Annotated in this window: 23 protein-coding genes; 7 read left to right on the top strand and 16 right to left on the bottom strand. The window is 41.1% G+C overall.

The annotated features are described in order from the left end of the window. The first annotated feature begins 29 nt into the window (after positions 1-29). The 4 genes from pqiA to rmf all read left to right on the top strand — a co-directional run bounded on the left by pqiA (position 30) and on the right by rmf (position 3,884). Complete coding sequence (pqiA, locus tag FE394_RS14330) at positions 30-1,298, top strand: membrane integrity-associated transporter subunit PqiA (protein ID WP_319927041.1); 1,269 nt, start codon at positions 30-32, stop codon at positions 1,296-1,298. Then, positions 1,285-2,949, top strand: coding sequence for an intermembrane transport protein PqiB (pqiB, locus tag FE394_RS14325; protein ID WP_319927040.1), 1,665 nt, complete (start codon positions 1,285-1,287; stop codon positions 2,947-2,949). The genes pqiA and pqiB overlap by 14 nt, the downstream gene beginning before the upstream one ends. Next, entirely contained in the window at positions 2,949-3,584 is a 636-nt protein-coding gene (gene pqiC, locus FE394_RS14320; RefSeq protein WP_319927039.1) for a membrane integrity-associated transporter subunit PqiC, read from the top strand. Before pqiB ends, pqiC begins: the two co-directional genes overlap by 1 nt. A 141-nt stretch (positions 3,585-3,725) precedes the next feature. Beyond that, positions 3,726-3,884, top strand: a complete 159-nt coding sequence (gene rmf / locus FE394_RS14315; protein WP_072061398.1) for a ribosome modulation factor — start codon at positions 3,726-3,728, stop codon at positions 3,882-3,884. 107 nt (positions 3,885-3,991) lie between these two features. Here the strand turns inward: rmf and fabA are convergent, their stop codons facing one another. Next, on the bottom strand, positions 3,992-4,510 hold the full coding sequence (fabA, locus tag FE394_RS14310; RefSeq protein ID WP_319927038.1) for a bifunctional 3-hydroxydecanoyl-ACP dehydratase/trans-2-decenoyl-ACP isomerase: 519 nt from the start codon (positions 4,508-4,510) through the stop codon (positions 3,992-3,994). Between the two features lie 98 nt (positions 4,511-4,608). Beyond that, entirely contained in the window at positions 4,609-6,339 is a 1,731-nt protein-coding gene (locus FE394_RS14305) for a Lon protease family protein (protein ID WP_319927037.1), read from the bottom strand. 203 nt (positions 6,340-6,542) lie between these two features. Here FE394_RS14305 and matP point away from each other — a divergent pair, with 203 nt between their 5' ends. Beyond that, entirely contained in the window at positions 6,543-6,992 is a 450-nt protein-coding gene (gene matP, locus FE394_RS14300; protein ID WP_319927036.1) for a macrodomain Ter protein MatP, read from the top strand. Between the two features lie 87 nt (positions 6,993-7,079). On the opposite strand, the gene ompA is transcribed toward matP, so the two are convergent. Beyond that, entirely contained in the window at positions 7,080-8,186 is a 1,107-nt protein-coding gene (gene ompA, locus FE394_RS14295; protein WP_319927035.1) for a porin OmpA, read from the bottom strand. 354 nt (positions 8,187-8,540) lie between these two features. Then, entirely contained in the window at positions 8,541-9,137 is a 597-nt protein-coding gene (gene sulA, locus FE394_RS14290; RefSeq protein ID WP_319927034.1) for an SOS-induced cell division inhibitor SulA, read from the bottom strand. 240 nt (positions 9,138-9,377) lie between these two features. Here sulA and FE394_RS14285 point away from each other — a divergent pair, with 240 nt between their 5' ends. Then, entirely contained in the window at positions 9,378-10,001 is a 624-nt protein-coding gene (locus FE394_RS14285; RefSeq protein ID WP_319927033.1) for a TfoX/Sxy family DNA transformation protein, read from the top strand. A gap of 55 nt (positions 10,002-10,056) precedes the next feature. Here FE394_RS14285 and FE394_RS14280 read toward each other — a convergent pair whose 3' ends face one another. From FE394_RS14280 to yccS, 11 genes are all read right to left on the bottom strand, one after another. Beyond that, a complete protein-coding gene (locus FE394_RS14280; RefSeq protein ID WP_319927032.1) occupies positions 10,057-10,584 on the bottom strand; it encodes a nucleoside 2-deoxyribosyltransferase in 528 nt (175 codons plus the stop codon). Between the two features lie 160 nt (positions 10,585-10,744). Continuing rightward, on the bottom strand, positions 10,745-11,896 hold the full coding sequence (locus FE394_RS14275; RefSeq protein ID WP_319927031.1) for a hypothetical protein: 1,152 nt from the start codon (positions 11,894-11,896) through the stop codon (positions 10,745-10,747). Positions 11,897-11,905: 9 nt separating this feature from the next. Then, complete coding sequence (locus FE394_RS14270) at positions 11,906-13,003, bottom strand: GNAT family N-acetyltransferase (protein WP_319927030.1); 1,098 nt, start codon at positions 13,001-13,003, stop codon at positions 11,906-11,908. Between the two features lies 1 nt (position 13,004). Continuing rightward, complete coding sequence (locus tag FE394_RS14265; protein WP_319927029.1) at positions 13,005-13,829, bottom strand: hypothetical protein; 825 nt, start codon at positions 13,827-13,829, stop codon at positions 13,005-13,007. Then, the gene (locus tag FE394_RS14260; RefSeq protein WP_319927028.1) at positions 13,826-15,205 is read right to left on the bottom strand and encodes a P-loop nucleotide/nucleoside kinase family protein; all 1,380 of its coding nucleotides are present in this window, start codon (positions 15,203-15,205) and stop codon (positions 13,826-13,828) included. The genes FE394_RS14265 and FE394_RS14260 overlap by 4 nt, the downstream gene beginning before the upstream one ends. Continuing rightward, complete coding sequence (locus FE394_RS14255) at positions 15,205-16,050, bottom strand: hypothetical protein (protein ID WP_319927027.1); 846 nt, start codon at positions 16,048-16,050, stop codon at positions 15,205-15,207. Before FE394_RS14255 ends, FE394_RS14260 begins: the two co-directional genes overlap by 1 nt. Then, complete coding sequence (locus FE394_RS14250; protein WP_319927026.1) at positions 16,047-17,192, bottom strand: DegT/DnrJ/EryC1/StrS family aminotransferase; 1,146 nt, start codon at positions 17,190-17,192, stop codon at positions 16,047-16,049. Before FE394_RS14250 ends, FE394_RS14255 begins: the two co-directional genes overlap by 4 nt. A 43-nt stretch (positions 17,193-17,235) precedes the next feature. After that, entirely contained in the window at positions 17,236-18,441 is a 1,206-nt protein-coding gene (locus FE394_RS14245; RefSeq protein WP_319927025.1) for an MFS transporter, read from the bottom strand. Position 18,442: 1 nt separating this feature from the next. Then, a complete protein-coding gene (locus tag FE394_RS14240) occupies positions 18,443-19,810 on the bottom strand; it encodes an ATP-grasp domain-containing protein (RefSeq protein WP_319927024.1) in 1,368 nt (455 codons plus the stop codon). Between the two features lie 4 nt (positions 19,811-19,814). Next, positions 19,815-20,843: a radical SAM protein gene (locus FE394_RS14235; RefSeq protein WP_319927023.1), complete on the bottom strand. Its 1,029-nt coding sequence runs from the start codon at positions 20,841-20,843 to the stop codon at positions 19,815-19,817. A gap of 295 nt (positions 20,844-21,138) precedes the next feature. After that, entirely contained in the window at positions 21,139-23,364 is a 2,226-nt protein-coding gene (yccS, locus tag FE394_RS14230) for a YccS family putative transporter (protein WP_319927022.1), read from the bottom strand. Between the two features lie 68 nt (positions 23,365-23,432). On the opposite strand from yccS, the gene helD reads away from it, so the two are divergent. Continuing rightward, the gene (gene helD, locus FE394_RS14225) at positions 23,433-25,502 is read left to right on the top strand and encodes a DNA helicase IV (protein ID WP_319927021.1); all 2,070 of its coding nucleotides are present in this window, start codon (positions 23,433-23,435) and stop codon (positions 25,500-25,502) included. Between the two features lie 69 nt (positions 25,503-25,571). Here the strand turns inward: helD and mgsA are convergent, their stop codons facing one another. Next, positions 25,572-26,030 (bottom strand): methylglyoxal synthase, encoded by a 459-nt coding sequence (gene mgsA / locus FE394_RS14220; protein ID WP_319927020.1) that lies wholly within the window; start codon positions 26,028-26,030, stop codon positions 25,572-25,574. Between the last annotated feature and the right edge of the window lie 68 nt (positions 26,031-26,098).

The raw sequence follows: 26,098 nt of genomic DNA, 5'->3' as shown, positions 1-26,098 counted from the left end.
TGTGGATTTTACTAAAGGAGAAAAACTCTTTGTGTTCCAATAACCATCAGTATGACAAGCTGGTTCTTTGTCCCCAGTGTGACATGCTGGTGGCTGTGCCTGATTTGGAACAAGGGAAAAAGGCGGTTTGTCCTCGGTGTAATACTTTGCTGACGGCAAAGTGGAAAGAGCCCCGTAATCAGCCGACAGGTTATGCAGTAAGTGCATTAATAATGCTTTTGCTTGCTTGCCTGTTTCCTTTTGTCAGCATGAGTGTTGCAGGGATTGTCAGTGAAATTACGCTGCCGCAGATCCCAAAAGTCATGTTCAGTGAAGATTATTCCAGCATGGCGGTGCTCTTCCTGATCTTCGTGCAGCTTGTGCCGACATTTTGCATGGTTGCCATTATTCTCTTATGCCAGAATGTCAAAATGGCGCACGGCTTGAAAATAGAGCTGGCGCGTATTCTGTTTAAGATGAAAACATGGTGCATGGCAGAAATTTTCCTTGCCGGAGTTCTGGTGAGCTTTGTTAAGCTCATGGCATATGGCGAAATCAGCATCGGTTTGAGCTTCCTGCCTTATTGTCTATTCTGCTTATTTCAGGTCAGGGCATTTCAATGCCTTGACAGGCATTGGTTTTGGAATGCAATAGAACCCGCTCCTGCGGTCTGCCACACTTTGGAAGCCGGAAAGCCGGGTTTAGTACAAGGCGTCAGACTTTGCCAGTGTTGTACTGCGATTTTGCCTGCTGAACAATCCGAATGTCCTCGTTGTCACTCAAAGGGATATGCCCGCCGCCGCCATAGCCTCCAGTATACAATGGCGTTACTGATAACATCGGTCATACTTTATATTCCGGCAAACGTTTTGCCTATCATGGTAACTCAGGCACTGGGAAGCCACATTAATTCCACTATCTTGGAAGGCATTATTTTACTTTGGAGTTCAGGCTCTTACCCTGTGGCGATGGTCATTTTCATCGCCAGTATTATGGTGCCTTTATTGAAAATGTTAGCGATTAGCTGGCTGTGCTGGGATGCCAAAAGCCAAGGTAACAATGATTCTGAGACAATGCATTTTATTTACGAAATGGTGGAATTTGTTGGCCGCTGGTCAATGATTGATGTGTTTGTTATTGCAGTATTATCGTCTTTGGTTCGTATGGGGCAGCTAATGAGTATCTATCCTGCTACGGGAGCCGTGCTGTTTGCTTTGGTTGTTATCTTGACGATGTTTGCGTCAATAACATTTGATCCACGTTTAACCTGGGACAAAACCAATAGCCGATTTGCACGACATAAAAATGAGGAGTCGTAAGGTGACGGATAAAGAAGAAGATCTGACTCAGGCCAGAATCAGTAAACTCAAGAGTTGGTCACCTGTATGGATCGTACCAATTATCACTGTGCTTATTGGCGCTTGGATATTGTTTTATCATTTCAGTCATCAGGGGCCAGAAGTCACGCTGATAACCTCCAATGCCGAAGGCATTGAGGCCGGGAAAACGAAAATAAAAAGCCGCAGTGTTGATGTCGGCGTCGTCGAAAGAGTGTCACTGAGTGATAACTTGGGGCAGGTTATCATTAAAGCGCGCTTGAATGTTGGCATGGAGCGACTTCTGCATAAAGATACTGCTTTTTGGGTCGTAAAACCTCAGATTGGGCGGGAGGGTGTTTCTGGTCTGAGCACATTATTATCAGGTGTATTCATCGAATTACAGCCCAGTACGGAAGGTGAAGAGGAAAGAACATTTTCGCTGCTTGATTCACCGCCGCTTGCCTCTCCTGATGCAAAAGGTATGCGCCTTATCCTGACCAGTGAAAAAGCAGGGCGATTAACTCCCGGTGATCCGGTGTTATTTCGGGGATATCGTGTGGGGTCGGTTGAAACAGGTACTTTTGATCCAAAATCTCGATTGGTTCGCTACCAAATTTTCATTAATGCACCTTACGATGGCTTATTGACGACGAATGTCAGATTTTGGAAAGACGGCGGTGTTGCTTTTGATATGTCATCACAAGGTTTGCGGGTTGAAGTTGCTTCATTGTCTACCTTATTCGGTGGCGGGGTTAGTTTTGATGTACCAAAAGGTTGGGGGCTGGGTAGCCTAGTCAAAGAAAAAGAAGTTTTCAAACTTTATGATAATGAGAATAGTATTCAAAACGTACTTTATACAGAGCATAAAGACCTCTTATTATTTTTCTCTGACTCAGTGCGCGGTTTGCAGCAGGGAGCACCCGTAGAATTCCGTGGTATCCGGGTGGGAACTGTAGCAAAAATACCGTTTTATACTGAAGGTGTTAAACAGCGATTTGATAATGAATTCCGTATTCCCGTATTGATTCATATCGAACCTGAGCGTTTCTCAAAAGAATTAGGAAATGAATTTTATACAAAAAAGGAATTGAGGGAAGTTATTGCACGGGGTTTGAGGGCTACGTTGAAATCGGGCAATTTGCTGACAGGGGCTTTGTTTATCGATCTGGATTTTTATCCCAATGAAAAAGTTTGGGAAGGGCCGAATGAAATCGCGGGTTATGGCACTCTGCCAACAGTGAGCGGTGGTCTGGCACAAATCCAGCAAAAAGTCATAATGACGCTGGATAAAATTAATAATATGCAGATTGAGCCGGTATTTATTCAGGCAACGCGAACACTTGAAGAAAGCCAAAAAACGATCAAAGCTGCACAGAAAACGATGGATGAATTAAATCGTATTCTTGCAAGCAAAGAAGCTCAGGGGCTTCCTAAAGATATACAAAATACACTGTATGAATTAAATCGCAGTATGCAGGGTATTCAGCCAGGATCACCTGCTTACAATAAGTTAGTTGACAATATGCAGCAGCTGGATCAGGTATTGCGTGAATTACAACCTGTTTTAAAAGTTCTGAACAATAAGAGCAACGCATTGGTATTTGAAGCGGAAGCGACAAAAGATCCTGAACCCAAAAAGGCGGCTAATTAATGAAAAAGTTAATTTTAAAATTGGCATTTCTTACTTCCGTTAGTGCGTTTGTTATTGGAAGTGTATTTATTTCGGGATGCAGTAGCAGTCAGCCACAAAAGACGTATTACCAGCTCCCTGTTTTAGCTGCTTCCCCGAAAAAGCTAGCCTCACAGGAAAAGTCGCCATTACTGGAGGGCAAATTAGGTGCGAAGCATGAACCGCAGTTATGGGTAAAAAGCGTAAATCTTTCTGACTACCTTGCGGCCTCTGGGATTGTGTATCAGACAGGAGAGGTGAGCTATATCAATGCATCAAATCACTTGTGGGCCAGCCCATTACAGCAACAACTACAGCAAATTTTGATCTCTGAGCTGAGCGGAGCCTTTCCACATCGTTTGGTTTCTGGGCAACAGTTGGAAAAAGATGCAGATGCGTTGGACATCACAATAACGGCTTTTCATGGGCGTTATGATGGGCGGGCATTGATTGAGGGATACTGGATACTCTCTAACTCGGCCAATCTGATTAAGCGACCATTCCATATTGAATTGAAACAGGAAAAAGATGGCTATCCGGAATTAGTACTTACTTTAGCCAAGGGTTACAATCAGTTAACTCAATCCATTGCCAAGCAGATATCTGCTCAACGTTAACCGGATAGTGTAAATATTTATCATGACAATTTTATGAATTTCTTTGCTTGATCTTAATTTCATATCAAGGTATCACTAGGAGTAACTGAATAAAAAACGATCATTGTTTCAGCTTCATGGTAATAGATGAGGAAGTAAGGCATGAAAAGACAGAAAAGAGACCGTTTAGCAAGAGCACTTTCCAGAGGCTATCAAGCGGGTATTCTGGGGCGGCCACGGGAGAATTGTCCTTATCATTCATTGGATGCTCGTTCATATTGGTTGGGAGGATGGCGTCAGGCAAAAGAAGATCACGTTTGACGGCAATGGAACCATTGAATGAGATAACCACCTCCGCTAATAAATGCGGAGGTGTTCAGTCTCGGAGACAGGCGTTGAAAAGTATTTTAGTTACCAATGCCGGAGCATCAAAACATACTGGTATCTTTGAATATACCTACTTTCAAATCAGTCGCAGTATAAATTAGCTTACCATCTACCAAGACTTCACCATCGGCCAGCCCCATAATAAGCTTACGGTTAATGACACGTTTGAAATTAATTCGATAGGTCACTTTTTTTGCTGTTGGTAATATCTGACCCGTAAATTTAACTTCTCCAACGCCGAGTGCCCGGCCTTTACCTTCACCACCAAGCCATCCCATGTAGAAGCCAACAAGTTGCCACATTGCATCAAGACCAAGACAGCCGGGCATCACTGGATCTTTGTGAAAATGACAATCAAAAAACCACAAATCAGGGTGAATATCGAATTCAGCTTCAATATACCCTTTATTATAAGCTCCGCCGGTTTCTGTCATTTTTATGATACGGTCCATCATCAGCATATTGCCAGAAGGCAGCGGTGGGCCATTCTCACCAAACAACTTACCCTGCCCAGAGGCTTGAAGTTCTTCTTTCGTGTAGGACTCTTGTTTTGTGAACATATTCTCAGGTAGCCTTATAATTATGTAAGGCTACAGAATAGCGTACACTTGTACGCTGAACAACTCCGATCAGCTAAAGCGGTCAGATAAAAATTATTCTAACCTAACCAACGAAGAAACCACGGTAATCTAGGTCGTTCTTGATTATTAGCTTGTGTAATACGTTCATGTATTATAGCTAATAAGTGTTCTTTTTGTGGATCGTAATAAGGTATACCCGTTAACAGAGATGCAGCTTCAGAGACGTGCTCTACGGCCCAGATATGGAATTGCCCATTTTTTACTGCATCAATAACATCTTGATTCAGGCACAAGTGCTGCACATTAGTCGTTGGAATAATGACGCCTTGATAGCCAGTCAGCTGACGGTAGTTACATAAACGGAAGAACCCTTCAATCTTTTCGTTCACTCCGCCGATTGGTTGCACATAGCCAAATTGGTCTACCGCACCGGTAACGGCAATTTGTTGATCAATGGGGTGCTGCGACAATGTGCTGATAAGAGCACATAATTCAGCCAATGAAGCACTGTCACCATCCACTTCGCCATAGGATTGCTCAAATACAACAGAAGCAGAGAAAGGCTGGGGTTGATCCAATTTTAATTCAGAAATGAGGTAGGCTTGCATGATCATCATACCTTTCGCATGAATATTGCCACCTAATTCTGCTTTACGTTCCACATCAATAAATTCCCCATCCCCTACATGCGCAACACAGCTAATGCGCGATGGCTCTCCCATCGGTTCAGGGTGGCCGGGATATTCGAGCACGGATAGCCCATTAATTTGACCAATAACCGAGCCTTCTGTGCGAATCAATACCTGACCTTTCAGAATTTCGTCCATGCTGCGTTCAGCCAAATAGCCATGACGCCAGATACGATTCTCTTCTGCTTGTTGTAGAGAAGAGCCGGTAATCTGATTTTCCTGCTGATAATGGGTCGCTGTTTCCAGCTTTTGTTGCAACCACTGAATATCCAAAGGCAGATTGAGTTGGTCATCAGTATAACGAATCGCTTGTTTGATCAGCTCAGGCCAGGCATCGGCACTCAGTGAAGGCAGATTTTGTTGCTGAATAATTCTATTAACATAGCGACACCATACTGTCAGATCATCTTCTTCATGAAAAGGCATATCCAGCTCAAACTCACCGTACAATGCACTGCTTGCCAGTTCAGGCTCAATGGTTTGTAGCTCTTCAAGACTCAATCGGTCCCCGACTAAAAGCAGACGCAAATTCAATTCCATTGAAGGTACAGGAAGGGGCAGGGAGCGGTTTTCATCGTGTGACAGCCAGTCAAAACGGCGTTGAATAATCATCTGCTTGAGACGAACCCACATTAATGGCTGAGAGAGCAGGGTGCGCAGAGACAAAACCAAGATACCGCCATTGACTTGATGGATAAGCCCTGGTTGGAGTTGAAGTACACCTTGATGCGTGTAGATATTGCCAAATAATTGTTCTGGTTCAATCCATTCACGATAAGCGACTCGCTCAGTGGGTGCAAAAAGCCCTTCCTCTGAAGAATGCCAGGTAATAGTTTGGTGTTCTGTCTGGTAGTAGCCGCCGATCTTTGGACGATTTTCTGGTAATAAAGAGGAAACTGTATCAGATAAAAGGGACAGGTAAGCATCACTTTCTTCTGCTTTTAACAGCATAAAAGGTTGACGCAGATCGGCCTGACAAAAAAGGGATAACCCACTGTGCAGCCTGGATTGAACCTCATCGATTGTGATGGAGGGCAATTCAGCGACAGAATTAAAGAGTGCTTGATAAGGCGCGTTGTTTGGCTGTAATGCCTGCCAGTCTAGTTTTATATTCGTCAAAGTGATAGCTACATATAGTAAAAAGGAAACATTTATTATACAAGATTAGGCAATGAACCGACATGCCAGAATCTTGAAAAGCATGACATTTGAGCTAACACATTCATTGCCTGTAAAATATACCAATATTTTGTGTCGCCATGAGCAATTCAAAGAAATAATTGCTATGCTTAATTGAGGTTACGCTGTCACTGAGAGATGAAATGAAATATCAACAATTGGAAAATCTGGAATGTGGCTGGAAATGGACATATTTGGCAAAAAAACACCGCGAAGGTGAGCCGATTACTAAATACATTGAAAAAAGTGCTGAGCAGGATGCGGTCAATGAATTGATGAAGCTAGAGCTTGAACCGATCAAGGTATTGAAATGGATGTCGCTGCATATGAACCCAGACTTATCCAACAGAATGAAGCAAACGATTCGGGCACGGCGTAAACGTCATTTTAATGCTGAACATCAATACTCACGTAAAAAATCCATCGATTTGGATTTTCATGTTTGGCAACGACTTTCAGCTCTTTCCCGACGACGTGGCAATACCTTGTCAGAAACGATTATACAATTGTTGGAAGATGCTGAATATAGAGAAAAATATACTCACCAGATGTCAAGTTTAAAGCAGGATCTGAAAGCAATATTAGAGAAATAGTCCCTTGATGAGTAGAAAAGCCAGTTAGCAGGAAAAATAAAACCCCATTTTAAAATGGGGTTTTTTGATAAATCTATCAGAACAAGATTACTGTGCTACTTTTGGTTGAGTAACAACTTCTTTAGTGCCCTGAATATTGATAATTACACGGCGATCTGGAGCCAGACAGTCGATAAGTTTAGTGCGAACTTTGATGTTGTCACAGGTAGAGCCAGTCACTGGGCTCTCTTTACCACGACCTTCTGCCTGGATGCTGTTTGCTGGGATACCTTTCGCAACCAGATAATCTGCAACGGACTGCGCACGTTTCTGAGACAGTGGCAGGTTGTAATGCTGGCTACCGATGCGGTCAGTGTAACCAACTACCAGAACTTTACCCTGAGTTGGGTCAATTTTAGCCAGTTGATTATAAAGGTTATCCAGCTCTTGTGTACCTTCTGTTTTCAGCGTTGATTTGTTGAAATTGAACAGAACATCAGAGCGCAGAGTGAAGCTTTGGTTTTCAACAATTGGTGCTGGAACGACTGGAGCCGGAGGTACAACAACCGGAGCCGGAGCTTCATCCTGACCAAAACGGTAAGAAACACCAACACTCAGCAGGCCGTTATCTGGGCGGGCACCAACAGAGGTAGCATCACCGATGTTGTTAACCCATTGGTAATCCAGACGGGTTGCCAGATTTTTGGTCAGTGCATATTCAACACCAATGGCTGCCAGAGGAGAAACGCCAGTGTCGTTATCTTTCTTCCTTAACTGCGCAGGGGATGCTGCATTTGCATTGTAAGTCGCGGAAGAATCTGCACGCCATACCATACCACCTAAACGAGTGTAAACATCCAGATTATCCAACACTGGATAGCTCAGTTTAGTTGTCAGTTGAACGCCTTGAGCACGGAAAGCACCATTATTAACGCTGCCTTTATAAGCCATGCGGCCCAGCCAGTCATAGCCCAGTTCAAAACCCAGATATGGATTTGCTTGATAACCGACATAAGCACCTGCACCTAGCTGGCTTTTACGGGTAGGGCCATTGCCAATTCGGTTATCATAGCCGTTACCGTAGAAGTTTACGTCATGGTATTGAGACCAACCCAGCTTAGCACCGGTATACCAAGTATTATCCTTTGGAGCTGCTTGGGCAGTAGTTGCAAACGCTGCCACTGCCACTGCTACTGCGATAGCTGTTTTCTTCATTTTACGCCTCGTTATCATCCAAATAGGCAATTGGCCTTTAAAGCCTTATTATTAGCCACTGGTTAAAATGTTCAGTTAGGGATTTGTGCTTCGATCAGAAGATACGTCTTGAAATATAAACTCGATAAGCACAAACCTAAACTGTGTAAAGTCTACAACGAACTTAAAAAGTTACAAGTACACTGTGACTCATGACACAAAATTTTTAATTGCAATATTACAAATATAAGTTTTTTTTGACGAACATTTACAATATTTACCGTATAAATATATTGATCTTCAGTGAAAATAGGCATGGTTATTAGCTAGTAGCTTATTTTTTATAAAAAATGTTGGGATAATTCCTAATTTTAGTCAATGATAATAAATAGAGTGAATTTGTAACCTATTTGGTTGAGTAATAAATTGAGGTACCATTTTTTGTGGTCGCATAATAAAACCTAACGCGCTACCTTTCTGCGCCGCTAATTGTAATTTATTCATTTCATACTCAGACAATTCGGGCAACCAACCCAATACCACACTGTAATTACCACTTGCCAGTGCTTTTTCCATTGCATTAATTGAAGCAATGGGACGAATCTGATTGAGCTGAACGACCTTATTTAAGGGCAGTCCGGAACTTACCAACCATTGACGGCTTAACCTCTTGTCAGGTGTGACCCAGAGTAACCACCGATCTTCATTTCCAGATTGGCGTAATAAAGGCAGCAGAATGTGATTAATGACAGGATGTTGTTCATTGTAGATTAGCTCACTGACCATGCCTTTTGCAGTGAGTGAAGTGTAGTGAGGGGGCTCTACAAAAGACAGTCTTTTCACGGTTATCCCAACCATTGTTTTCATCTCATCAACCATTACTGCTTTGTCTGTTTTATGTTCGTTTACTACGGTGCTGGTAGCGGCTGTTTTCTTTTCGGTGAGATATACCCACGATGATTGAATGCTCATAATGTTCCTCGCCATGATGAACTGTATATTTATACAGTATAGCGATATTTTATTAAAAGCAAGCCCCTTTTTTTCAAAGCGCTTCGCAAAAATTTACAGAAATTAGGATTTTTCCGACTTAACGATTGGCAGTTGGAAACAGATTGCGTATGGTTTTAATTAATTGTTCTTGTTATCTATTTTATTAATAGCAGGCATGATTAAACTTTATTTTGGAAAGTGATTCATGGAGCGATAAAAATGCTTTTATGCGGAGCTCGTTTGGCTCAATTGCAACAAGGTGTGTCCTCATTGGGAAAGCTTAAGAAAAAATCTCAATTTGGTGGCATTGGGTTATTAATTGATGGTGTTTTATTTGCTATCAGTTCAGATGGAGAACTTTATTTGCGAGGAAATAGTCACGCAGAAGTATTATTTAAAGCCAAAGGTATGGAAAAGTTTATTTATTCAAAAAGAGGAATACCTGTGACTTTGCGGTATTACCGCGTTAATGAATCACTTTGGCGAGATCAAAAACAGCTATTTGAATATGTACATCTAGCCTATCAATACACCATGGAAGAAATTATTGATAGGCAGAAAATTCCTCTCAGACTTAAAGATCTGCCCAATTTAGGGATCGCCTTAGAGAGGCAATTATGGAAAGTGGGTATATCTAAAGTAGAAGAATTGCGAATGCTAGGGGCAAAAGCAACTTACCTCAAACTACAGCAACACAGGAAAAAAACAAATGTTAGTTTGTTGCTTGCATTGGCAGGAGCAATAGAAGGATGTCATGTTGCAGTGTTACCGGAACAGCTACGTGATGAATTAATTATCTGGCACAGCGAATTAGTTCACCAGAATCCGGATTACCACTCATAATGAGTGAAGCTTGATGAATAGGGGCCAATGCCCCTATTGCCCCTATTGCCCGGATTTACGCGATAGCTGAAATCTTTTGGATAACTTTTTTTTCTGCTACGGATTGAATAGTGTTACTTAATATCGTCGCGTCATGTTCAAAATCATTAAGTGGGATATGATGAACTTGAGCAACAGCAGACAGTCCTTTTAGTAAGTGGCTGGCAGAGTCATCGAAAGGTTTTTCAGTTACCAATATAATCGGGCGCTGTAAGGCGGAAGCCCAACCGAGTTCTATATGGGTACCGTCTGTTCTGAGCAGCTTTTTTTGTTGTGGGCAGACAGGTAAAACGGCAACAAAAATATCACATCGTTCCATCCATTGGCGATCCCGTTGGGAAACTTCTTCTGGTGTAAATAAATGTGTCGTTCCGCCAAATTGCTCTGCCCGATGAGCAGAAAAAACCTCTGCGCCGAGTGATTCTAATAAATGAATGGCACATTTGAGATGAACCTGTAAATGACTGTCTAATGTGTTTGATTTTAATGCATGTTGAATGGGGCCCCCTACAAATATTTTAAGGCCAGACAATAGGGTGGACATAGAAATACCTCTTATAGAAATAAGGACTAATATTATTGTTAATAGAAGCTATTAATGTTTTTTATAAAAAATATCATTGGGTTATTGCTTAAACATGAAAGTTGTTTAAAAAATATATTTTCTAATATTTTTTATTGTGTTATTTAATCTGTGTCAGTTTTTAATTAAAGGTTCTATTCTCAATGTAATCGACAATGATGTTGTTTGAACTTTTTTTGAATATATCGTTGTTGAAATTGGTGCTGTTTTTTTCTTTTTCCATAAACAAGCTGATCATATCCATAGCCCTTTTTATTTCGTCTGGGTTGGTGATGAATAAATCATTACATTTTTTCGTTAATTCTAAACCTTCTATCTCTGGGATATATGGAGGAATATCAGGATAACCGTATTCAGGCTGCCATAAAAAACCATATTCATAGGTATAATAATGTTTAAGATAAATTTCCAGTTGTAATTGTTGACTATAGTTTTGCGGTGGTAAGAAAAAAACATCCTTATTGAGTGCCACACATTCATAGAATGTGGTCAGGCCAGGATTAGCCAATACCTTGCGGGCACGGTGCAATCTTTGCAGGAAATCCTGTCTTTCAAAACAGCCGATATTAATATGGGGATGTGTTTTAGCAAACATTTGTGCCAGATCCCCGATAGTTTTACCTCCCCCAGCAATAGTAATGTTGGGTTCACTTTGCAAACTGGGAAGAGACAATAATTCCTGAAGAAAATGGACGTAAAAATCTGTCGTATCGACGTAGACGGTATCAATACCACCGAGTGTAATCAGTATACCTTCTGATTGGTTATCATCGGGCATGTATTGTTGCAGGGAGCTGTGAATAATCGGGGGAATAATTTCGTAATTTCCTAGTTTGTCCGAGAACTTTTCGATATTGCGCTCTACACCATGGAAATTCTGAATGAATGTTTTTTCTGTATGGCGAAGATCGACATTAAGGCTACTCCACATCCAGAATAGAGTATCAATATAGATAATAGGTGTACCCAGTTCTGCGACAAATTGGATAGAATTCGGATTGGTATTACTGATATACAGACTGGCTCCTGAAATAAGATCGGAATAGTGAGCGAGTTCAGTAATAGAAGTAGTGTCACACTCATAAATTGCATCAAATAGACCGGATTTTTGACCTAATTGAGTCGATGTGAGCGTCCCTAATAAAATAAGTTTAATGCCTGATGCTAGTTTATTACGGTGCTTTAATTGTTCCACTACATTTAAAGTGGTAGATATAGGACCAAAACAGAATGGCTCTGCGTCAAAAATAATATATGGAGTATTTTTTAACATATTATCATCTCATAAAGGAATGTTTATATTTTCTATGTCAAATTGTTTAGTGTAAGGACAATATAAAAAAGTACTTCCATGTAGATTATTAAGATGCAGCCGTCCTGAAAGATTAAGATTGGCTTTCATCAGATGTGCCAGAAAAATATTGTGCAGATTTTGATGGGAGATAATAACTCTCATTGCGGACATGGAGAGTTCATCACCAATTTGCATGATAAAACGATGAATTCTGTCAGCAGCCTCTGTCACGTGCTCTGAGTTTTTGAATGGTGTATCAAGTGGTGTATGAAGTAGCCGGTAGGCATAATCTTCACCATAATGGCGTGGAATATCCGCCAATTTCATGCCGATGAGTTCTTCAGGGAAGAATTCGCAGAGTGCGTTGTCTTCTTGTATTGAACAATATTTATGTGCGGAACTGAGTGCTCTGGCGGTTTCAAGAGCACGGCGTTGGGGTGAGGTATGGATATTTTGCCACGGATGTTTATCCAGTATCCGTACACCAATTTCTCCCGCCTGTTTAATTGATGTTGCATCAAGGGCGATCAGATTATCTTCAGGGCAGTAATCAAGGTGATCAAGCGGAATAATTCGCCCATGCCTGATCCACAATATCTTCAGGGGAGGTATAGTACCGCTGTAGTGAATTCGATCATCTACCTGATAACTTGCAAGGCCATGCGATTGCCAGAAAAAATTGGCATTTTTGCCTGTATCTGTCTCTAAATGAATATGTGTTGCACCATGGCGACGCCCCCATTGCAACATGGCATACCATAATCCATCACCTAATTTTTGGCGCTGATATTCATCTCTGATATAAAATTCAGCAATATTCAATGTGACCCTTTCTGTGGCTCTCTCTTTCTGCTCAAGATACACATTCGCCAATCCAGCCAATTGTCCTGCATTCAGCAATAAAAATAACCCTCTTCCTCCTTGCTGAATACGTTGTTCAAGTTCAGCATGATGCTCTTTCGCGATGACTTCTTCTGATTGTTCGCCAAAGACTTCCGGCCAATGACGTTGAAAATATTCTCCATAAAGATGGAGAAATGAATTCCATAAGGGAGATTGGGGGGTTACTTGTTTGAGTTCTAACATGTTACAGACTCCATTCAACTCTTGGTGAACTGAACATCAGCATAACCTGTTCACACCATTGACGATAATTTGAACTGGTTTGTTCTTTTTTCTGTCTGGGCTCAGCAAGTAAAGGCTGAACTAAGCCCTGACGTTTAAGTAACACTTGCAGGGAAGAAGAACATTTTTCCCAATGCAATATGGTACGGTAAGGGCTTGACTGGTAGGACGAGTAAAGCGAAGCAAAGTGAATATCATCTTCAATCATCTGGGATTTTAGATAGCCGTTTAATGTGTTGAAGCCTTTTTCTGCGGCAATATAAAACGTTGTGAAAATGTTACTGACAGAGTCGGGGGTGTCCTCGCTGCCTGCGAGACAGAGGCGTAATGCACCACCAGTCCGGATAAGTTTGTTGCCGTTAAAAGAAAAATAAGTGGCATGAACGTGTCGGATCTCTTGTTGGCAATCTTTTCGGCCATAACCCTGAGAAAGGTCGAGAAATACATGGATATGGCGATTTTTTTGAATTTGCCGCAAAAATGCCATGCAATCTGGATCGATATAACCCAAAGGATGGGCGAGAAGCACGGCACAAGGCTGTGGGAGAGCATCCAGCATTTCCATCATGGCCTGAATATCCGCCTGCAAAATCATGCTTGCCTGTTCTGGTGGTAACACCGGATAGAAGCGTGGTTGCCAGTTGGCGGCGTAAACGGATTCAACCATACTCTGGCATATCCACTCTGGCATCAGACAATAACCTTGATGAGCCACAATGCGTAGATCTTCAAGAAAGAAGTTCCGGACGGAACTGCCGTAGCTCAATATCTGATGAAAAGGCATCATGGCATGATCCTGAGATGAAGGCGTTCAATATATCTGTTAGCTAATTGATCGTAGAATTCACTGTCTCTGCCCCATAGATCAATCTGGAGACCCGCATGAGGGCAATAGAGCATTTCCAGATGAGTAATCAGGCAAGTGATTCCCATTAACATCTCTCTTCCCTGATCACTGCAACCCCATTTCGCAGCATACCATTGCCCTGCACCATTATTTATCATCAGTGACCAGGCACAGGGTGTTTCTTTAACATCATAAGTGACAGCCAGATGATACTGATTACTTTTGGATAAAATACCAGAGAGATATTGTAGATCTTCACGATTCAGGCTGCGCATATCACTTCGCTGTGTCATTTTCCAGCTTCGGGCGTCTATATATAAGACATCCTGCCATAGTTGTTCAATTTGGCCCAAGGTACTGTAGCGAGTGAAAGTATGGTGAGTTCGCGCTTTCTTCAGGCTGCGTTTTAATCGTGCTGAATGTTGGGTCAGAAAATCAGTTAGGGTTGTCTTGGGCGGAATATCAACAACCGGAGCCAGCCATTTACTTTCTTCATGGCATTGTAAGCCGTGGCGCTGAGCCAAATCGTGCAGGTAGATATTGGCATGGGATTTAGCATTCAGATATTTAAATAAAACAGAGTGTTGTTTTAAAAGTGACAGTAGTTCTTTTTCTTCTTGATTGGTAAAAGAGAAATCGAAGAAAGTATTACTTTGCCATTGTTTCTGGTTTTCTTGCCAAACGAGATCGACATGCTCAAAGCGTTTAAATTCCGGATAACGCAGCACTGTTCCCAGACGCCATAAATGAGAAGTGGTTGGATTGGCAAAGGAGTCGGTCGGAGAAGGTTTTTGCCTGATGGCCTGACATATCAGTGCCACAATACTGTCTGGTGAAAGTTGTGAACTGTTCAGCACAATTTCGTCAGAGAAATTGTGATCCCATAAATTATCCCGTGCGACTTCTTTGATGCGGGATGTCGGCAAACGATCTTCTATGGCGCGCTCCTGATTACGGGTTATCAGTGTGGACTCTTGAGCGATAAGCCGATAATACAGAATCCGGGCATTTTTTCGCGCAAATAGGGAATTAATGGCGTCAATCTCTTCATGGTGAATGAAAACACCATCCAGAATGACCAAATCGCTGCCGGAATCAAGGCAATCATCAGCGACCTTTAAGAGTCGCAGGGTGTCTTCCATGATGATTTTCTGAGTGAGAAGCGATCTTGGTTCTACAAAATGGTGAAAGGTATCCCAGGGCAAATAGGAAACCGTTAATCCCTGTGCCAGCATTGTGTCTTTTAATCGATTGCAAGTCGTGGATTTCCCACTTGCCGGTGTTCCCCGAATAACAACAACGGTTTTATGCTTCATTATCCCAATACCTTTGATTGCCAACCTTGCATGATATCTACAATAGAATGCCCGTTAAAGATGGACTGATAATAATCATCATGACCAATTCTAGCGGCACGGTGCATGATTTGTTTTGCAGTATGGCGTAACTCAATTTTATGGTTGCTATTGCCCAAACACATTTCTTTGCCTTGTGTATTTGGTGCTGGTGGATAAAGCAATGCGCTGCAATTCCGTTCTGTCGCATGATAGTAAATTTGGATGGCTTTTTGCTGCGTAGTATTTTCAACAAACAACGCCTGCTCAGGATTAACTCCAAGTACCTCACTGAGAAATTCAGATGTATAAAGCGTAATATTGCGGTAATACACATCCAACATCATCTGCTCTTCATCGGTTCCCTGCGGATAAGTTGCATCCGGATTTTTGGCATAGAGACCATATAGACTTGTTGCAGGTAAAATAGCCTTGATATGGGGAATCAGTCGGTCAATATGCTGATGTAGCCCATTTTCAGATGTATCGACCCAATAAATTGGCGGTAACGGAATGTTGAGTTCTTCTAAAGTATAGGCAATGCCAGCTTCCAGCCATTCCCTCATCATTTTATGATTGGCCAGTTGCGGATCAAAATGCAACAAATCTGCCATCATGATCGCTTCATGGGATTGAAAATAGAGATATACAGGAACATTGTGGTACGCAGCAATGATTGCAGGCAGCACAGAATCAATTAAATCCTGTAGTGAAAGTCGGGCCGGAACGCCTTTTGCGTAACAGATGCAAGATCCTCCCAAAACATATTGGACAGGCTGATTGTTACCATTGAGCCGGGTAAAAAAAGGGTTATCTAAGATCATCATATTTTCCTTTCCATAACCCATCGCAAGGCAGCGCCATAAAGTGCATCATCAAGAGGTACCGGCAGACAAATCCGATCACTCACGATTGCACCATGTTTTTCCAGATTTGGTGCCGGAGTTGATGTTTTTTGCAGGCTCCAAGGGAAATTATCAGAATAGGGAGAAAGCTGATTTTTTATAATCGGGTGATTAGCCAAATCCCATGCTTTCCAATCATACAAGAGTGGTGAATGCCTGCTTTCTTTAGATAATTTGCTGCGTTTTAACCAGACAGACACAGGTATCGTACCTTCTGGGCGAGGATCGACCCACTCAGCCGGAAGATGTTTCACCAGTTCGTGATAACGTTCTGTCAATAAAACACGAAATTGATCGAGATTCTCTAATTGATGAATCAGCAATGCGGCCTGTATTTCATTGAATTTATTGTTGTCACCAAAACCGATACTGTTGCTCCAATCTGGGTAACCTTCTGCTGTACGTTCGGCCCCATGATCGGTCATCATGCAGGCATCTATAAACCGTGGATCATTTTTAGCAATCAGCAAACCGCCTTCACCACTACTGATTAATTTATTGGCCTGAAAACTAAAACAACCGTATTCTCCAAACGTACCTACAGGTTGGTTTTGATATTTCACGCCCATTGCCTGCGCACAATCTTCAATAACATGGACATCATTTTGTTGGCAGAGTCTGACAATCTCAGTAATGGAGGCAGGAGAGCCTTCCAGATGAACAACAATTATTGCCAGTGGCTTGGTATCAATTTGGTTTAAGGTCTTTTTTAATGCATCCGGACACATCATGCCGCTGTCATCGACATCAACAAGCACAGGAATTAACCCGCAACTGAGTACAGCATTAGCGGTTGCAATAAATGAGATTGAGGGAATGAGAACCCGTTGCCCTGTTTTTGGTCTGAGTCCAAGCAACGCGGCTTTGAGAGCCACAGTGCCATTAGTGAGCAGCCTGACATGTTGTGTATGCAGGATATTCTGTAACAGGCTTTCTGCCTGACGGCAATATTGGCTTTCAGTGGCGTATCTGAACACCGCTTTATTACCAAGTACAGTTTGCAAACGAAGTTGTACATTATCAGCAATCTTGGTATTACCGAGATAAGGTCTAAGGTATGACATGTTATTATCCTAATAATGAATATTTGTATTGATATTACCGACGTCAATGATTTACAGGCGCCGGTATTTTATTCATTTGAATCATCCAATAAACGACGATAGCGATCAGTAAAAGAATGGAGAAACTGACCACAGGTAAAAAAGACTGTATGGCATCCGGTGCAATTGAAGCCATGATTGCAGCTATTGGGAATGAAAAATTCATCGTTACCTGAAATAAAGAAAATAAACGGCCTTGTTGCATTTCCAATCCTTTTTGATAAATCGTTCTGGTCACTAATACGTTGAAATAAATGATTGCAATGTTATAGAGAAGATAGAAAAAGGCTTTTGCATAAAAAGGTTCTAATTTAAAAAACAGAACGCCAAATACTAACATACAGGAAAATATTGTGATGGGATAACGTTGGATACGATTATCAAAACGCGTCTTGCTAATCAGTGTGGTAAATAAAATAGGAATAAGTGCGCTGAATAAATAAAACAATGTCACTAATCCATAACTGTTATCAGCTAAACTTCCCATGACTACAACTGGCAATGCAACCATCAAAAATGCATTAGAGAAAATAGTAAATGCTACGGCAAAGGCAAAGGTTTTATAGTATCTCTGCTGAAAAATAGAGCGCAGGCCAGAATTTAACTGAGATTTTTGTTCCGCCGTGCGCTTTATCTTCATTCTCATCATAAGAGAGCAAACATAGAAATAGGGCAACAAAGAAAACAACTTGATAGCTACGATAGTATCGACTCCCTGAGTAATTCCCAGTAGAGCACCAAATCCTGGCCCAAGAGCAGAAATAAGTGAAGTAGCAATAACAATATAGAAAGAAACATTTAAATGTTTACCACCTTGCTGCTCTGCCCAATGATTCAGATCATGCCAGGCCACGCGTGACCACGGAATTTCATAAGCAAAGAGAAACTCTAATAATGAAATAAATAACAGCAAGATAACAGGCGAAAACTCCACTTTACTGAGTAGTAATATCAGTAACAATAAGGTGCTGAAAATTTCAATCAGTAATATAATAATACGAAACTTCCAAATGTCTGATGAGTAATCTATTTTATATCCCCATAATAAAGCACCAATGGAAGTAAACAGAAAGATAACACCCATATTGGCATAATAAGATGTCATTGCTGTATCTTCAGATAATAGGATATAGGGATATCCGACAGCAAGAATACTTGAGCCAACACCATTAATGAATAAAGAAATAAGAAACAGGTATCTTATCATCATATTAATCTTGTTTTGTTTTTATAACGGGATATGTTGTATAATGAAATTTATTATTGTAATTGTTTAAATATGCTTTGCACTCATGTTCATTTTTTGCAGAGCAAATAATATAGCCCATTTTTTCAGTGTAATGGGTATTGGAAAAACAGCTACCGGTTTTTGCATACTGCTCCCATTCAATAACATGCTCATCGATAATATCTTCTATGGGTGTAATGAATTCCACTCTGCCTATTGGCGGATTAAAAATGATCAGGCCTATACAATTTGCATCTGTTTTTTCTATATGATTTTCTGTATAAACAGAAGGTGGCGAAATTAGTGCATTGATAAAGACATCAAAAGCATGTTTATTGTAAGCTTGCGCGTGAAGATCAAATAGTTTAATGCCTGGTGGACGTGATGCTGTCTCACAAAGTACCAGTTCATTGGTATTTTCTTCAATGAAAATTTCAGTATGTGTGAAACCGTATTCTAAATTGAATGCCTGTAATACCTGCTGGTTAAATTTAAACAGCCTGTGACTATCTGGCGAATCTGGTCGCATAGTGTGCCATATAAAATGGCTGAGCTCAGTTTGTTCATCAGCAGTCTGATCGGTAGAAAGTAATGAGCAACAGTAAACCCCAATACCTTGATAGATAATTTTGTGCCGCAGAACCGCAGTATCAACATGCAACAAATTTCCTTGAATCTTTTCTTCCACCAGATACGCTTCAGGAGTATCAAGTTGTTGCAGTGTGCGGAGTAGAGAAGCAGGGTTTGAATGCGCAGTGACTCCCATAGACCCCCAAAATGAACGAGGTTTTACAATAAAACCAGATTGGTTGCCTTTATCTTTGGCTGATTGCTCGACTGACTCGACAAAACGCCGAAAATGTTCGGGTGAATTAAGCATTTCTGACGCTAGCGTAAATTTGGGGCAAGAAATCCCATTCTCATTGGCAAGATTCCGCATTACCCATTTATCCCTGAATGAACGTGCAACGTCCACCACATGATTATCTTGATTAATATCTGCTGCTATAGTGGCCATCAATTCAACATGAAGTTCAGAAAAAGCGATAAAGTAATCAATGTGAATAGGATCTGAGAGAATGGCCAGCGTGTCTTTGACCTGCTTAATCGCTGTTGTTATTCTTTTGCTGATATTCTCAGCCAGCGGATCATCAAGTACCAAATATGCCAGTGCGGAAGAGCAATCTGTCGAATCCAGCCATTTCTTTTTTATCAGTAGAATAATATTCAAATGATATTGATAACAGAGCTGGATAAAAAGCTCACTGTCTTTAATATCAGGCATACAAAAAATGACAGGCTTCCCGTGGTGAAAACTAGCCTTATTATTGATATGTATTTCTAGAGACATAGTTTTACCTTAATCTATTGGCAGGATCACAGCCTTTAATGCAGTCACAGGTAATGACGGGATACATTTTTTTACGGAAAAGAGAAAATTTGTCACCATGCCAGATATCGTGCAGTGAATTATCCAATATATTCCCCATGACATATTGATCCGGATTCGGTCGGTACATCGTGGTATCACAAGGATAAACTTTACCCGTTACTGCATCAATAAACAGCGTTGTTAGTGGAATGGTACAAGCTTTTTTGCTGGAGGAGTTATAACTTCCCATTTCTGCGCGCTGGTAATCTTCTTCATTACGACCAAAAATTTCGTAGTTGGCATCCATGAATAAATGACGTGAAATTTTATTGCTTTCCAGCAGTGTATTGATCTTATCCATGAATACTTTGATTTGTTCTGTATTGAGAAACAGCAAGGGATAATCTTTAATGGGGATCAGATTTACGCCATCCACACCCAGATTAGCCATTTTCAATAGGAATTTATCAATGGTGTCGTAATTTAATGAAGTCACGACATGATTGATAACGATGATAGAATCAGTTATTTCACGTTTGATGTATTCCATTGCATCATAAAGATTATTGGTTAACCAGCGAATGCCACGTGATTCTCCATTCTTTTCTGGTTCTACATGATCAATTGAAATATAAAACTTTCTGACAAGATGGCTCTTATTCTGTATGCGAGTGAAAATCTTTTTTGATAACGCAGTTCCATTAGTTGTGATTGAAATAGGTGTGTCTTTATTACAATCCAGAATGGTTAAGAAGTCTTTTGATAAAAAAGCCTCACCACCATGAATATTGACTTCCTGCGGAGCGAGTGCTTCCAATTCTTGCCAAAGTCTGACCATATCTATTTGCTTATGGGCATCAATTTGAGCCGTTTGCCATACATCACAAAATTCGCAACGTGCATTACAAATATTATTTATACGTATAAAGGCATAGTTAAGTTTAGGCGTCATGAAAAGACTTTTCGGATCAAGCCCGATAGGGTATTTCGCAATGGCAATTGTCGCTTCCATATTGTTTTCCAAGTATTAATGAGTCGAAAAGTAATATTATTAAATATTTTAAATTTAAAATAAGTTAATCTAATTAACAGGGTGAGTTTTTATTTTTATAGTTTTTTGACTCTACAGAAATTTCTCATGCATTCAATATCAAAAATAAATGTTTATGGTATTAATAAATGTAAATATTCATTTCTCTCCAAAAATCAAGAGAATAATTTTTTACATTATTTATTTGTGTGGGGGGGGTGTTACAGTATTTATTATTTTATAGGGGGCTATTCGCCCCTATAAGTTCAATTAATGCTCAGAGAGGATCTTGTTCACTGATTTGCTTTGTCAAACTAACAATCTCAGGCAGTAATTCAATAAATAATCCTATTTGCTGTAACACAAGCTGGACTTTGCCATTACTTTCAGAAGGCACCAGATTGATTCTTTCTATCAGGCGGATTGCAATAGCTTGCAGTGCATTATCATCAATCCGGCTCTGCTTCAATGCTAATTCAACATGGCAGATTGCATCGTTGAGAATATCCAAAATGGCTGGATCATTAAGTTTGTCACGATGCGCACCCAAGGCAGAAATATAGCTTAGCATCGTATGATTAAGGCACAGCAAACGGAAAGCCGATTCCTGAAATATACGGTAACTTTTGGGCTCCGATGCCATGTTTGAAATCACGGATGCCAGTTCTGCATCACAATTATGGGCATCACGACGGGCGACGCGGTAATCCAAACTATTGCTCTTGCCTTGATGGTATTGTATTAAGATCGCATTGAGATAACGGCAATTAGCTCCCATCGTCCGATTTATCACTTGGGGCAATTGACGGAACTTCCAATCCGGCCAAATGAAACTGACGGCAAGCAGGGCAATACCACAACCAATCAATGTGTCGATAATTCTTGGTAATGCGACTTCAAAGCCTTCACCTAATAGATTGAAGCTCAGCAATACCAGCAGTGTGATGAATAGCGTTGCATGTGCGTACTGACTATTGCGAAAGGCAAAAAATAATACACCTGAAATGACAATCAATATTAATTGTCCTTCAATGGAAGGTACGAAATAGAGAATTGGCAGGCCAATTAAAATCCCCGTCAATGTACCGATAACTCGCAAGGCTAAGCGCCGGCGGGTAGCACTATAGTTGGGTTGGCAGACAAATAAACTCGTCAGTAATATCCAATAACCGCGTTGTAAGTCAAACAGTTGAATAATGGCATAACCCGTACATAGCAGAGCAGACATCCGGATAGCATGGCGGAATAAGGCAGATTTTGGCGTTAAATTACTCCTTATCCTGAACCAGACATCCCTCCAGCCGGTTAAGGTTTCATCGGATAGCCGGGTTTCTTCTTGCTTGTCGTTTTGTTTATCATTTTGGACATTATTTTGGACATTATTTTGGGAGAATTTTTGAGAAAGATTCTGCGGAGGTCTTTGGGAAAATAAATATTGGTCAGAACAGAGACCGGCCAATTGAGCATCAATCGCACGTAAATTTTTCAAAAGATTATCAAATGCTATCATTTCAGCATCAGTGCCCTGCTGATTTTTCAAACGTTCAAGGGAACTTTCAAGGTAGTTGAATGCGTTCTCAAAACGTGGATTATGTTGATATTGTTGACGCAGAATAATAGATTGTGAAACTTGCTCACATGCCCTGACTTGCATGGAAAGCAATCGCTGAATACGAAACAGAATGTCACTGTGCCGAAAAATTTTCCTTAGCTTTTGATATTGGACATGAGATGAACTGGCTCGTTCATGAATATCTTGTGCAACAAAATAATAGTGCAATGTATGACGAGTGCCTCGTTGCCCTCGATCCCCTTTCAGACGGCTTAATAAAGAACTCTTGGCCTGATTGAGTGTTGTGACTAACGAACTATTCGCCATGGCAACATCAAACAGAAATTGTTTATATTCTTCAGCTTCTGCATCGGGATCAAATAGACTCGTTTTAGCATAGAGATAAATTGAAAGTTGCTGAAAACAACGTGCCAAATTTTCCTGCAATGGGCGAATGGGGAACAGCAAGTGACCGGTTAGTGTCAGTAAGTTATACCAGATTGCACCAATCAGCAGTAATACAGGCTGCTCATACCAGATAGGAAATATTGATGAACCCAGCATGGTATAAATGGCGATCAGCAAAGCACCGAAAGCAATGGTGGCATAGCGTTGTCCCAATGCGCCGAGCAGGATAAAGCCACAGGTCGATACTGCTAATCCAAGCATGAAAAACCACGGATAAGGAAACAGCAATGTGATAGAAGCGGAAGCCGCAAAGAAAGATATTAAGGTGATGATGAGATTGCGCAGTCGGCCAACTAAACGATCATCCAAATCAGTTAATGCTGCCGCAACGACACCCAGCAGCAATGGAATTGTTATTTTAAGTTCTTCTCCTAATAACCATGGAATGAGTGTGGTTCCTGTCAGTGCAATGAATATGCGGATATAATAGAGGACGTGACTGTTATACAGAAAATGGCGGGAGCTGGATAAAACCGTTCGCACAAAATACCCCTAACAACATTTACGTGATGAAGTAGTTCAACAATTTTCAGGTACGGTGCCACGACAATATGGAACTAAAATCAACGCAAATCGGCCAACGCCTCGCTCAGCATCCTTATAATCGGGTGCGTTTACTTAATGCTGGTATCGAAGTCAGCGGTGACAAACACCAGTACCTTATTCCATTTAATCAATTAATTGGTATTCAGTGTAAGCGAGGGATTGTCTGGGGGGAACTGGAATTTGAATTAGCTGAAGGAAAAGTCGTTCGTCTGCATGGTACTGAATGGCAGCAAACACAGCGTTTTTACCATTATCTGCTAAAAGAATGGCAAAAATGGAGCCTTGACATGAGTGATGTCACTGCGGATGTGCTTGCAGCTCAAGTCAATGAAATCAAAAAAATAGAGCAACAACATCGCTGGTTGAAAAGCGAAGATTTGGCGCTGTTACAACGACAAATTCAAGAGACATTTCAGGCATTACCTCTTCCATTACAGCGAATTGCACAATTTGAGACCTGTCGTGACGATTATCAGATTTGCGCGAGTTGGTTGGATGAGGGGGACAAGACAATTCAAGCCATTAATCAACAATGGATTGATCGCTCCTTAGTGCAATATGAGACGTTTTTCCACACCGTCGAGGCGTCACCACTTAATCGCTCACAGTGTCAGGCAGTGATTAATGGTGAAAAAAACATTCTGGTTTTAGCCGGGGCGGGCAGCGGAAAAACCTCTGTTCTGGTTGCGCGGGCAGGCTGGTTATTATTACGTCATCAGGCACTTCCTGAACAGATTTTATTGTTGGCTTTTGGTCGTCAGGCTGCCGATGAGATGAATGAACGAATTCAGGCTCGTTTGGGAACTCATCATTCCGAAACACAGGGAATAAAAGCAAAAACATTCCACGCTCTGGCCCTGTATATTATTCAGCAAGGTAGCAATAAAGAGCCCAAAATTAGCGAATTGGAAACTGATACCCAAACGCGGCGCGATTTTCTCATTCAGCAATGGCAAAAACAATGCGGAGAAAAAAAAGCACAGGCTAAAGGTTGGCGAGAATGGTTGGATGAAGAACTGGACTGGCAATTACCAGAAGGTGAATATTGGCATGATAAACAATTGACGACTCGTTTGTCTGCCCGTCTGGAACGTTGGATGGGATTAATGCGTATGCACGGTGGCAGCCAGAAAGAGATGATTGAGCAAGCTCCTGCCGTTTATTCAGACGCATTCCAGAAACGCATCCGGCTTATGGCACCTTTGTTGAAAGCTTGGAAAGCAGCATTAAAATCTGAGGGTGCTGTCGATTTTTCTGGTTTAATCCATCAGGCGGTGAATATCCTGGAAAAAGGGCGGTTTATCAGTCCATGGAAACACATTCTAGTGGATGAGTTTCAGGATATTTCGTCATTGAGAGACAAATTATTGATGGCATTGAAAGCACAAAATAAACAAAGTCATCTGTTCGCAACAGGAGATGACTGGCAGGCTATTTATCGCTTTAGTGGGACAGAATTAACATTGACGACGGCATTTCTTACCTATTTCGGAGAAGGTGCAGAATGTACGTTGGATGCAACTTATCGTTTCAATGATCGTATTGGTGAGATTGCCAACCGATTTATTCAACAAAATCCCCACCAATTAGCTAAAACACTCAATAGCCTGACAAAAGGTAATAAAAAGTCGGTTGTGATTTTACCGCAAGATCAATTGGAAGCATTATTCAATAAAATGAGTGGCTATGTTACTAAGCAAGAAACCATCTTATTATTGGCGCGCTACCATTATCTCAAACCCGAATTATTGAAAAAAGCACCAACCCGTTGGCCGAATCTGAAAATTGAATTTATGACAATCCATGCATCGAAAGGACAGCAAGCGGATTATGTTATTATTTTGGGATTACAACAAGGAAGGGATGGTTTTCCGGCACCCGCGAGGGAATCCGTGATGGAGCAGGTTTTATTGCCACAGCCTGAAGAGTTTCCCGATGCGGAAGAGCGTCGTCTTTTATATGTTGCGCTTACACGGGCAAAAAAACAGGTTTGGTTGATGCAAGAGCCGAAAAATCCATCGGTATTCATTCATCAATTGGTGCAACTAGGTGTACCGACTCAGCGTAAACCCTAGAAAAAAATCAGATAAAAATTAAGATATTAAAAATAGGGAGAGTTTGGCTCTCCCGTTCATTATTCCAGATTATTTCAATCTCTCATTGAGATAGCCTTGATAATCTGGCACTGAAATATCTGTTTTTTCTGAAAAAAGTGTCGAGTTGATAATGAAATCGGCAGTTGAACGATTTGTAGCAACAGGAATATTCCAGACCGTTGCCAAGCGTAACAGTGCTTTCACATCGGGATCATGGGGAACTGCATTCAGAGGGTCCCAAAAGAAGATTAAAACATCGATTTTGCCTTCAGAAATCAAAGCACCAATTTGTTGATCTCCGCCCATTGGCCCACTCAGCATACTTGTAACAGACAGCCCAGTCTCTCGCTGAATCAAATACCCTGTAGTCCCTGTTGCATATAACGTATGTTTTCCTAACAAAGTGTTATGGGTCTTGACCCAATCCAACAGGGATTTTTTGCAGTGATCATGCGCTACAAGCGCGATACTTTTTGTTTCAGGCAAGGTGCGAACTGTTAATTCCATGGTGATACCTTTCTATGAATAAATCATTTACCATTTTTTTAAATGGCAAGATAATAAAAAACAATCGC

It is taken from the genome of Xenorhabdus littoralis, assembly GCF_033949345.1.
GTDB lineage: Bacteria > Pseudomonadota > Gammaproteobacteria > Enterobacterales > Enterobacteriaceae > Xenorhabdus > Xenorhabdus littoralis.
Note: the sequence above shows the minus strand (reverse complement) of the source record. Positions and strands in the feature narration are given on the sequence as shown.

Excerpts from the sequence above, each read along its gene's own strand:
- pqiB (WP_319927040.1), top strand. The coding sequence starts at position 1,285 with ATGAGGAGTCGTAAGGTGACGGATAAAGAAGAAGATCTGACTCAGGCC.
- pqiC (WP_319927039.1), top strand. The coding sequence starts at position 2,949 with ATGAAAAAGTTAATTTTAAAATTGGCATTTCTTACTTCCGTTAGTGCG.
- rmf (WP_072061398.1), top strand. The coding sequence starts at position 3,726 with ATGAAAAGACAGAAAAGAGACCGTTTAGCAAGAGCACTTTCCAGAGGC.
- fabA (WP_319927038.1), bottom strand. The coding sequence starts at position 4,510 with ATGTTCACAAAACAAGAGTCCTACACGAAAGAAGAACTTCAAGCCTCT.
- matP (WP_319927036.1), top strand. The coding sequence starts at position 6,543 with ATGAAATATCAACAATTGGAAAATCTGGAATGTGGCTGGAAATGGACA.
- ompA (WP_319927035.1), bottom strand. The coding sequence starts at position 8,186 with ATGAAGAAAACAGCTATCGCAGTAGCAGTGGCAGTGGCAGCGTTTGCA.
- sulA (WP_319927034.1), bottom strand. The coding sequence starts at position 9,137 with ATGAGCATTCAATCATCGTGGGTATATCTCACCGAAAAGAAAACAGCC.
- FE394_RS14285 (WP_319927033.1), top strand. The coding sequence starts at position 9,378 with ATGCTTTTATGCGGAGCTCGTTTGGCTCAATTGCAACAAGGTGTGTCC.
- FE394_RS14280 (WP_319927032.1), bottom strand. The coding sequence starts at position 10,584 with ATGTCCACCCTATTGTCTGGCCTTAAAATATTTGTAGGGGGCCCCATT.
- FE394_RS14275 (WP_319927031.1), bottom strand. The coding sequence starts at position 11,896 with ATGTTAAAAAATACTCCATATATTATTTTTGACGCAGAGCCATTCTGT.
- FE394_RS14270 (WP_319927030.1), bottom strand. The coding sequence starts at position 13,003 with ATGTTAGAACTCAAACAAGTAACCCCCCAATCTCCCTTATGGAATTCA.
- FE394_RS14265 (WP_319927029.1), bottom strand. The coding sequence starts at position 13,829 with ATGATGCCTTTTCATCAGATATTGAGCTACGGCAGTTCCGTCCGGAAC.
- FE394_RS14260 (WP_319927028.1), bottom strand. The coding sequence starts at position 15,205 with ATGAAGCATAAAACCGTTGTTGTTATTCGGGGAACACCGGCAAGTGGG.
- FE394_RS14255 (WP_319927027.1), bottom strand. The coding sequence starts at position 16,050 with ATGATGATCTTAGATAACCCTTTTTTTACCCGGCTCAATGGTAACAAT.
- FE394_RS14250 (WP_319927026.1), bottom strand. The coding sequence starts at position 17,192 with ATGTCATACCTTAGACCTTATCTCGGTAATACCAAGATTGCTGATAAT.
- FE394_RS14245 (WP_319927025.1), bottom strand. The coding sequence starts at position 18,441 with ATGATGATAAGATACCTGTTTCTTATTTCTTTATTCATTAATGGTGTT.
- FE394_RS14240 (WP_319927024.1), bottom strand. The coding sequence starts at position 19,810 with ATGTCTCTAGAAATACATATCAATAATAAGGCTAGTTTTCACCACGGG.
- FE394_RS14235 (WP_319927023.1), bottom strand. The coding sequence starts at position 20,843 with ATGGAAGCGACAATTGCCATTGCGAAATACCCTATCGGGCTTGATCCG.
- helD (WP_319927021.1), top strand. The coding sequence starts at position 23,433 with ATGGAACTAAAATCAACGCAAATCGGCCAACGCCTCGCTCAGCATCCT.
- mgsA (WP_319927020.1), bottom strand. The coding sequence starts at position 26,030 with ATGGAATTAACAGTTCGCACCTTGCCTGAAACAAAAAGTATCGCGCTT.